Genomic DNA, 8,331 nt, shown 5'->3' with positions numbered 1-8,331 from the left:
CCCCAAATCCCTGTCGAATTCCGGCCAGCGTGGTTTAACGGGGCGCTTAAGATCAAGATCAAAAGCAGATCAAGAGCAAGATCAAGAGCGGCTCGCTTCGCATCGTAGTTACCGTCGGCTGCTACAGGCTACAAAGTTGTGTAGATACCTATGCTGCGATAGCGGTGGTGAATATTCCATCGCCATCGCAGGCAAGCTACCACCTTTCTGACCGAGTCCGACATTCCGATCAGCTCGGCGCTAACGGCGCCACAGATTCAAGCCTTGGCGGCCATCGCCGTCACTTCCACGCGCATACCTTCCACCGCCAAGGCGGCAACGCCTACTGCTGCCCGCACTGGCCAGGGCTTGGCGAAAAAGCGCTTGTAGACTTCGTTGAACGCCGCACGGTCGGCCATGTCGGTGAGATAAATAGTCAGGTGCATAACCCGGTCCATCGAACTGCCGGCTTTTTCCAGGGCAACCTTCAGCGCTTGCAGGGTGCACTCGCTTTGCAGGGTGATATCGCCCAGCTCCAGGCTGCCATCGGCGCGGGTGGGAATCTGCGTGGAGACCAGGATGCCGTTGAAGCCGACTACATCGGAGGAGATGGAATCGGCGTCCGGGTCAGGGGTATAGGACAGGTCGTGGTTGGCCATGGGCACCTCGTGTTGGCAGGAACAGAAAGGCGCCATGGTCCGTGAAAATAGTGCTTGGGGCAAATCAGGGGTTACCCGAAAGTTATTCCTTTACATCCATGAACTCTTCAGCCCACGCCACATAGCTCTCCGGCAAGGTGTAGGTATGGGTCAATTCCGTCGCACTGAGGTTCGAAGTGCTGTGGGTCAGCTGACGCTGGGCACGCAGGCTGTCGTAGGTGGCCTTGATCGCCGCGAAGTAGGCGCCATGCCCCGCCACCACGATGCGCACGCCCAGGCTGGCCAGGCGCTCGCTGTCGTGCAGTTGCGGGTTGCCGTAGGTCACCAGCATCAGCGGAACGCTGAGGTTCTCTGCGATCTGCTCCAGGTGGTCGAAGTCCTTGACGCCGACCATGCAGATGCCGTCGGCGCCGGCCTTTTCGTAAGCCTTGGTACGCGCAATCACGTCGCTGGTGGGCAGCACGCCGGCGTTGGTGCGGGCAATGATCGACAGTTCTGGGTCGACACGCGCCTCAAGGGCGGCCTTGACCTTGCCGATGCCTTCTTCGACGGAAATCAGGTCCGTGGATTTACGTCCGAATTGCGCGGGCAAAAGCGTGTCTTCGATGGTCAGCGCCGCGACGCCGGCGCGTTCCAGTTCTTCGACGGTGCGCATCACGTTCAGGGCGTTGCCGTAGCCGTGGTCGGCGTCGGCGATGAATGGCAACTGGGCAACGCGGCCAATGCGGGTGGCTTGCTCGACGAACTCACTCAGGGTAATCAACGCAAAATCGGGGGCCGCCAGCACCTGCAGGGAGGCGACCGAGCCGCCCAGGATTCCTACTTCAAACCCCAGGTCGGCCGCGATGCGCGCAGACATGGGGTCGAATACGGAGGCGGTTTCAACGCAGATGGGCGTTGCCAGCAGGTCACGGAAATTACGGCGTAGCGCTGAGTGAGAAATCTTGGGCATGGTCTTTCCTGGCTTTGGTCATCGTCAAGTGACGATCAATGTCTATTCGTGGTGCCGGGAGATTACCACGCAGATGCCCCTGTGATTATGACGTTTGAGCAGGGCGAGGGTTATCGAGCGACTGCACTGTAAGACGTACCCAGGTCGCGGGCCCAGCCGTCGAGCACGTCCTTGACGTTGTCAGCGGTCATGACTTGTTTGTCATTGTCCAGGGGCGTGCCGGTGCCTTTACGCACCATGGCCGCCACGACATCGCCGGTCGAACCATCCTCCAATGACAGCTCCGTGGCGATTTCACTGTCTCGATCGCGGATGCCAGTGGCGGTGCTCACGCCTGCTGCAACCAGGGTGATCGGCAGCCACTCATAAAACCGCAAACTTTGGGTGCTGGTGGCGATGCGGGTGATAGCGGGGCGTACTGTGAGGGTGTCAGGGCCAGGTTTTGAGGCCAGGTACACGTATTAACCCAGTTCCGAGCGCAGTACCAGGTCGTAGTAGCCGGTGACGTGGGAGAGCGTGCTTTGCGGGATCTGAGCGGTGGGTTCAACAGCCGGGAAAAACTGGCTGGGCGCCAGGTAGACCTGCTTGTAGCGGCCGCGCTTCAAGGCCGGGCTGATCCAACTCAGTACGGTCTGGCCCGACGGGCTCTGTTGTTCTTTAAGCAGGCTGTAGTCATGAAGAAAGCCTGTATATCGCTCGGGTTCGACCTTGTTGCTGCTGCAAGCCATCAGGCTCAGGGTGGCCGCCATCAGGAACAGGAGTGAGCATTTACGGGCCATCAATGGGTTGCCTGTTCGTTTGGAGTGTCGTGTGAGGATTCGATGTGCAACTGGCCATGGGTCATGATCCAGTGGACAAGCTCGGGGATGGGAATGGAGTGGGCGTACTCGACCCAGCGCCCGGCGTCGGGGCTGTAGTGTTCGAAGTAGCGACGCAGCACGATACGGTTCTGGTCTGCGTTCAGCCCCAGGCAGGATTCCTGGAACAGCATCGGGCTATCCTGGGCGGGGGAGGAGGTGCGCTGGCTTAGCACCAATGGCCGTACGTCGCCCGCTGCCTGCTCGGTGTACCTGCTGCTCGTAACTTTCATGGGCGTCTCCTTGAGTGGAAGACGTGCAGGATGCCCGACAGGTTTTGCCCAAAGATGTCCGGGTTGTGTCCTTGGTGAAGGAATGTTGCTCGATTGAAATAAATGACCAAGGCGCCGGAATGGTTTTAGATGGCTTCTTTTTTTGGCCTGGGAATCTGTGAACGTGAGCAGACTGCTGATCGTTGATGACGACGTGGAAGTGTTGGCATTGCTGAAGAAGTTCTTCGTCCAGCATGCCTATGAAGTCGACGTGGCCGCCGACGGCGAGGCCATGTGGGCGGCCATTGCACAGCAGCGGCCGGACACGATCATCCTCGACCTCATGTTGCCCGGCGAAGGCGGCCTCAGCCTGTGCCAGAAAGTGCGGGCACAGTTGGGCATCCCTATCATCATGCTCACGGCCATGGGCGAGTTGAGCGACCGCATTGTTGGCCTGGAACTGGGCGCTGACGACTACCTGACCAAACCCTTCGCCCCGCGCGAATTGCTCGCCCGCCTGCGCGCTGTGCAACGGCGTGCGGGGCAGCCGGTCAGTGCGGCCGACGAGCGCTCACGCCCGGTGATTGCCTTTGCCGGTTGGCATCTGGATATCACCTGTCGCGAACTGCGTTCGCCCGAAGGCGTGATGATCCCGCTGTCCGGTGGCGAGTTCGACCTGCTAGTCGTGTTTCTCGAACATCCCCAGCGAATCCTCACCCGCGACCAATTGATCGACCTGACCCACGGCCAGGGCCACGATGCCTTCGACCGCAGCATCGATGTGCAAGTCAGCCGGCTGCGGCGCAAGATCGAGCCCGACTGCAAGCGCCCGGACCTGATCCGCACCGTGCGCAATGGCGGCTATCTGTTTACCGCGTCGGTGACCCGCTCATGATCCGCCGCCTGTTGCGCCGCGACACCCTGAATCGGCGCATCGCCCTGACCATTCTTGCCGCGATGCTCGCGTCACTGGCTCTCAATGCCTTGTTCGTGCAGGTAGCCGGGGTGTGGGCGCGTCCGCCCATCGACCGCACAGGGCTGCTGGAGCAGATGGCCGCGACGTTGAAAGTGATCGAGGCCGCGCCTGCGCCGTTGCGCTCGCACCTGGCGGCAGCGGCCAGCGATAACCGGTTGCAAGTGACGTGGCATACCAACCCCGTGGATTTCGGCCTGCCCAGCGGCGGCAACGTGCTACAAGCCGGCGAAGTCCCCGGGATACAGGCGTTGTTTGGCACGGGGCGCACCATTGAGGTATACAGCCCGGACGATTGGCCGCGTGGCAGCCCCGACGCACATTATGTGGCGCTGGTGCAGCTACTTGATGGCAGCTGGCTGTCCTTCATCCCGCCCGAACGCAGTTGGGGCCTGAGCGCACCCACACGAATTGCGGTGATCATCACCCTGGGGTTGATCGCCACCTTGCTGGTCGCCTGGGTCGCCACCCGGCAGTTGGCCAAGCCGTTGCAGCGTTTCGCCAGCGCTGCAAGACGCTTCGGTGGCGATCTGCGCGCACCGCCCATCGACATCGAAGGCCCCGACGAAATACGCCAGGCCACCATCGCCTTCAACGCCATGCAGGCGCAGATCCAGCATTTCATCGGCGAGCGCACCCATATGCTGGCGGCCATTTCCCATGACTTGCGCGCGCCTTTGACGCGGATGCGCCTGCGTTGCGAGTTCATGGAGGACCTGGACCATCAGCACAAGCTGATTCGCGATGTCGAGGAAATGCAGTCGATGATCAACGCCGCATTGGCGTTTTTTCGCGACGATACGGTGCTGGAGCCCAGCACGGCATTCGATTTGTCTGAACTGCTGCAAACCATCATCGATGACTACCGCGACCAGCAGTTGGTGGTCGATTTCTGCGGGCCGCCCCACCTGGTCTATCACGGCCGGCCGCTGGGGCTTAAACGGGTGGTAGTCAACTTGCTGGAAAATGCCGCCAAGTACGCCCGGCACCCCAGCATTGCGCTGAGTGTTAATGACCAGAGTGTGTGCATTGAGGTCTGCGATGAGGGCCCGGGGATTCCTGAAGCGGACCTGGAGCGTGTGTTCGATCCGTTCTTTCGTCTCGAGACTTCACGCAACCGCAACACAGGCGGTGTGGGGCTTGGGCTCTCGGCGGCACGGGCGATTGTGCGTGAGCAGGGCGGTGAACTGAGCCTGAGCAATCGGCCCGGTTCGGGGTTGGTGGCCCGGGTTGAATTGCCGCGCTAGCGTGATGCGATATGCGCATTATTATTGAATTAGGTTATGCGTTATCAGTATTTTACATCCCGCCTTCAACACCGCAAAAATACCCCTGACAGCAAATGACCTTATAAAACCGAGACCGTACGCGCGGATCGACTTGAATGCCCTACAAGGCATCTGGAGACGAGCGTGCGTTACCTCACAACCCTGGCGGCTGGATTGGTCGCCTCATTGCTGTGCCTGACAGCACAGGCGCAAACCCTGGTGGTCGGCGACCAGAGCTACAACGCCCAGGCCGTGATGGAGGCGGCGGGCGTGCTGGATGATCTGCCTTACACGCTGGACTGGAAACAGTTTACGGCCGGGTCACCGGTGGCCGAAGCGCTCAACGTCGGCAGCCTGGACCTGGGCCTGCTCGGGGATGCGCCGGTGTTGTTCCTGGGCGCCCTGGGTGCACCGATCAAGGTGATCGCCGTGAGCCGGCAGAATCTCGACGGCGTGGCCATCCTGGTGAAAAAGGATTCCTCGATCCACAGCCTGGCCGATCTGGCAGGCAAGCGCGCCGCAATCTGGAAGGGCTCCTGGAGCCAGCAACTGTTGCTGACCGCGCTGGACAAGGCCGGGGTGGCGCGGGATTCGCTGCAATGGCGCTACCTCAGCGCCCTGGATGCCTCCCACGCGCTGGAAGGCGGTGCGGTTGACGTGATCGCCACCTGGGAACCCTATGTCACGCAACAGGAGCGCCAAGGCGCGCGGGTGCTGGCAACCGCTGAAGACTTGATCCCGGCCCAGAGTTTCATTGCCGCCAACGCCAGTGCTGTGGAGGCCAAGCGTGAACCCATCAGCGACTTCCTCCAGCGCCTGAAAAAAGCCCGCGACTGGGCCCGCCAAAGCCCGGCCAACGCCAACGCGTATGCCGATGCCTGGGCCAAGCGCACCCGCGCGGATGCCGACATCGCCCGCGTCTGGTTTGCCCGCGCACGCACCACCGTCGAGCCGCTGACGCCTCAGGCGCCCATCGAGGCGCAAAAGACCGTGGACTTTTTTGCCGGCCTGGGCCTGGTCAAGTCTTACTCGGCCGCCACGTTGTTCGACCCTTCATTCGCGGCCGCCTTGCAGCCCGCCGTCGCCACCACCCAGCCCTGACTGCTTTAAGGACTACTGCGCAATGACTAAAAGACAGCTCAAACTGGGCGCCCTGACCATGGGCTGCGGTGGGCCGGGCCGCCATAACCTGTGGCTTGACCCGCAATTGCCGGCCGATGCCAGCGTCAACGTCGACTGGTACATCCAGATTGCACGCCAGGCCGAGGCGGCGTTGTTCGACCTGATGTTTATCGTCGACAGCCAGTTCATCACCGAAGGCTCGCCGTCCCATTACCTCAATCGCCTGGAGCCGCTGACCTTGCTGTCGGCACTGGCTGTGAGCACGCGGCATATCGGCCTGGTCGGTACGCTGACCACCTCGTATAACTCGCCGTATAACGTCGCCCGGCGCCTGGCATCCCTGGACCTGATCAGCAAAGGCCGCGCCGGCTGGAACGTGGTGACCAGTGGCGATGCCGGTACCGCCGGCAATTACAGCCGCGACGAACACTACGACTACGCCACACGCTACGGTCGCGCCGCCGAACACGTTCAGGTGGTGCAGGGGCTGTGGAACTCCTATGAAGACGATGCGTTTGTGCGCAACCGTGCCACCGGGCAGTTTCTCGACCCGAGCAAGCTGCACAGCCTGAATCACCAGGGCGAACATTTCCGGGTGGTGGGCCCGCTGAATATCCAGCGCTCGCCCCAAGGCCAGCCGGTGATTTTCCAGGCCGGTGACTCCGAACAAGGCCGCGAGCTGGGCGCCGCCACCGCCGATGTGATCTTCACCCACGCGGCCAGTATCGAGCAGGGCCAGGCGTTTTACCGGGATATCAAGGGCAGGGCGGCACAACGGGGGCGTGATCCTGAGCAGCTACTGATCATGCCCGGTGCGGAAATCTATGTGGGCGACACCGATGCCCATGCCCGGGAAATCGAACAGCACTACCATCAGCTCGACCACAGTTTTGCGTTGGCACTCAAGGAGTTCGGGCGCAATTTTGGCTGGCATGATTTCAGCCAATACGACCTGGACGCGCCGTTCCCGCAAGAGAGCCTGGAGGCCGCGCGCAGCAGTTTTTTCACCGCAGCCAAGCGCATCGCCGACCAGGCGCGGGAAAAGGGCTTTACCCTACGCCAGGCCGTCGAATTTGGCCGGCAATTGCGCCCAGGCGCGTTCGTCGGCAGCGCCGCCACGGTGGCGCAGAAGATGGCGGATTGGTTCGAGGCGCGGGCCGTGGATGGGTTCAATATCTACATCGGGCACCCTGGGCAATTTGATCGTTTTACTCGGGAGGTGATCCCTTTGCTGCGAGAGCGCGGTGTTTATCGCACGGCCTACGAGGGCTCGACCTTGCGTGAAAGCCTGGGCTTGGCGATTCCGAGGTTCCAGCGCCCCCCTCACCCTAAGGGGTGATTTCGATGACTTTGCGGGTGTGGGACTATCACTCCAGTCCCCGGCGCCAGTGACCTGGTGTCGCACCCAACCGTTATGACGGCGAGTCTTCGAAGTGGAAAATGATCGACTGTCTTCAGCCCAGTGGTTCGAACAGATCGCCAAGGTCACCGAGAGCATCGGGCACGCTGGGTTTGCCGCCACGTTGTTCGATGCCCTGGGGTGTATCCGCCCCATTCAGGCCACGACCTTGTACCTGTACCCCCACGACGGCATGCCCAGCGCGCTGTTTGAACTGGACGGGCCATGGTTGCCCCAGGGCAATGTGCGCCAGTATCTCTCTGGCTTCTACTTGCTCGACCCGTTCTACGGCGCCTGCGTGGAGGGGGCGGCATCCGGCTGCTACGACCTCGCCGACGTAGCGCCCGATCACTTTGAGCACAGCGAGTACTACCAGTCGTTTTACCGGCATTCGCACCTGGAGGATGAGCTCAACTACATCCTGCAGGCGAGCAACGGCTTGAGCCTGGCGGTGTCGTTGGCCTTTACGCAAAAGCTCGACACGGCCACCACCGAGCAATTCAAGCGCATAGCGCCTTGGGTATTGGCCGTGCTGGGCAAGCACTTCGTCGGCCTGGAGACTCAGGGCGCGCGTTTCGAAAGCCTGTTGGAACAGCGCATTCACTCGGCGCTCAACAACTTCGGCTCCTCGCTGCTCACCGAACGCGAATGCCGGATCACCCAGTTGATCCTGCGCGGCCACTCCACGCGCTCACTGGCAGAGCGTCTCGGGGTCTCCGAAGACACCATCAAGTCCCACCGCAAGCACATCTACAGCAAGCTCGACATCGGCACGCAATCGGAACTGTTTTCCCTGTTTATCGACTCGTTGGCCGAGGCCCAGGGCGGGCTGAGCAAAGACCCCCTTGAACGCTACATGAGCAAAGGCCGTTGACCGGCTGCATGACTACCCACAACAAGAGAAAAAGCC

8 protein-coding genes and 1 pseudogene are annotated in these 8,331 nt (G+C 61.4%); 5 read left to right on the top strand and 4 right to left on the bottom strand.

Annotated features, from left to right (window positions below):
* Nucleotides 1-257 precede the first annotated feature (257 nt).
* From DK871_RS18250 to DK871_RS18235, 4 genes and pseudogenes are all read right to left on the bottom strand, one after another.
* Nucleotides 258-638, bottom strand: a complete 381-nt coding sequence (locus tag DK871_RS18250) for a RidA family protein (protein WP_145160633.1) — start codon at nucleotides 636-638, stop codon at nucleotides 258-260.
* An 82-nt stretch (nucleotides 639-720) separates the two neighbouring features.
* On the bottom strand, nucleotides 721-1,590 hold the full coding sequence (locus DK871_RS18245) for an oxaloacetate decarboxylase (protein ID WP_161906181.1): 870 nt from the start codon (nucleotides 1,588-1,590) through the stop codon (nucleotides 721-723).
* A gap of 110 nt (nucleotides 1,591-1,700) precedes the next feature.
* Nucleotides 1,701-2,369 (bottom strand): annotated as a pseudogene (locus tag DK871_RS18240) (DUF3313 domain-containing protein).
* Entirely contained in the window at nucleotides 2,369-2,680 is a 312-nt protein-coding gene (locus tag DK871_RS18235; protein ID WP_161906180.1) for a hypothetical protein, read from the bottom strand. The pseudogene DK871_RS18240 and the gene DK871_RS18235 overlap by 1 nt, the downstream one beginning before the upstream one ends.
* A 163-nt stretch (nucleotides 2,681-2,843) precedes the next feature.
* Between DK871_RS18235 and DK871_RS18230 the strand changes: the two genes are divergently transcribed.
* The 5 genes from DK871_RS18230 to DK871_RS18210 all read left to right on the top strand — a co-directional run bounded on the left by DK871_RS18230 (nucleotide 2,844) and on the right by DK871_RS18210 (nucleotide 8,295).
* A complete protein-coding gene (locus DK871_RS18230) occupies nucleotides 2,844-3,554 on the top strand; it encodes a response regulator (protein ID WP_161906179.1) in 711 nt (236 codons plus the stop codon).
* Nucleotides 3,551-4,879 (top strand): ATP-binding protein, encoded by a 1,329-nt coding sequence (locus DK871_RS18225; protein WP_161906178.1) that lies wholly within the window; start codon nucleotides 3,551-3,553, stop codon nucleotides 4,877-4,879. The genes DK871_RS18230 and DK871_RS18225 overlap by 4 nt, the downstream gene beginning before the upstream one ends.
* A 165-nt stretch (nucleotides 4,880-5,044) precedes the next feature.
* The gene (locus DK871_RS18220; protein WP_161906177.1) at nucleotides 5,045-6,001 is read left to right on the top strand and encodes an ABC transporter substrate-binding protein; all 957 of its coding nucleotides are present in this window, start codon (nucleotides 5,045-5,047) and stop codon (nucleotides 5,999-6,001) included.
* A gap of 22 nt (nucleotides 6,002-6,023) precedes the next feature.
* The gene (locus DK871_RS18215; RefSeq protein WP_161906176.1) at nucleotides 6,024-7,361 is read left to right on the top strand and encodes an LLM class flavin-dependent oxidoreductase; all 1,338 of its coding nucleotides are present in this window, start codon (nucleotides 6,024-6,026) and stop codon (nucleotides 7,359-7,361) included.
* Nucleotides 7,362-7,455: 94 nt separating this feature from the next.
* Nucleotides 7,456-8,295 carry a helix-turn-helix transcriptional regulator gene (locus DK871_RS18210; protein WP_161906175.1) on the top strand — a complete coding sequence of 280 codons (840 nt, stop codon included), beginning with the start codon at nucleotides 7,456-7,458 and terminating at the stop codon, nucleotides 8,293-8,295.
* Nucleotides 8,296-8,331: the final 36 nt, after the last annotated feature.

It is taken from the genome of Pseudomonas sp. L13 (assembly GCF_009935965.1).
Lineage (GTDB): Bacteria > Pseudomonadota > Gammaproteobacteria > Pseudomonadales > Pseudomonadaceae > Aquipseudomonas > Aquipseudomonas lactis.
This window is presented reverse-complemented; position numbering and strand designations above follow the sequence as displayed.

Bases quoted from the DNA above. Each gene is read 5' to 3' on its own strand.
- DK871_RS18250 (WP_145160633.1), bottom strand. From the start codon at position 638: ATGGCCAACCACGACCTGTCCTATACCCCTGACCCGGACGCCGATTCC.
- DK871_RS18245 (WP_161906181.1), bottom strand. From the start codon at position 1,590: ATGCCCAAGATTTCTCACTCAGCGCTACGCCGTAATTTCCGTGACCTG.
- DK871_RS18235 (WP_161906180.1), bottom strand. From the start codon at position 2,680: ATGAAAGTTACGAGCAGCAGGTACACCGAGCAGGCAGCGGGCGACGTA.
- DK871_RS18225 (WP_161906178.1), top strand. From the start codon at position 3,551: ATGATCCGCCGCCTGTTGCGCCGCGACACCCTGAATCGGCGCATCGCC.
- DK871_RS18215 (WP_161906176.1), top strand. From the start codon at position 6,024: ATGACTAAAAGACAGCTCAAACTGGGCGCCCTGACCATGGGCTGCGGT.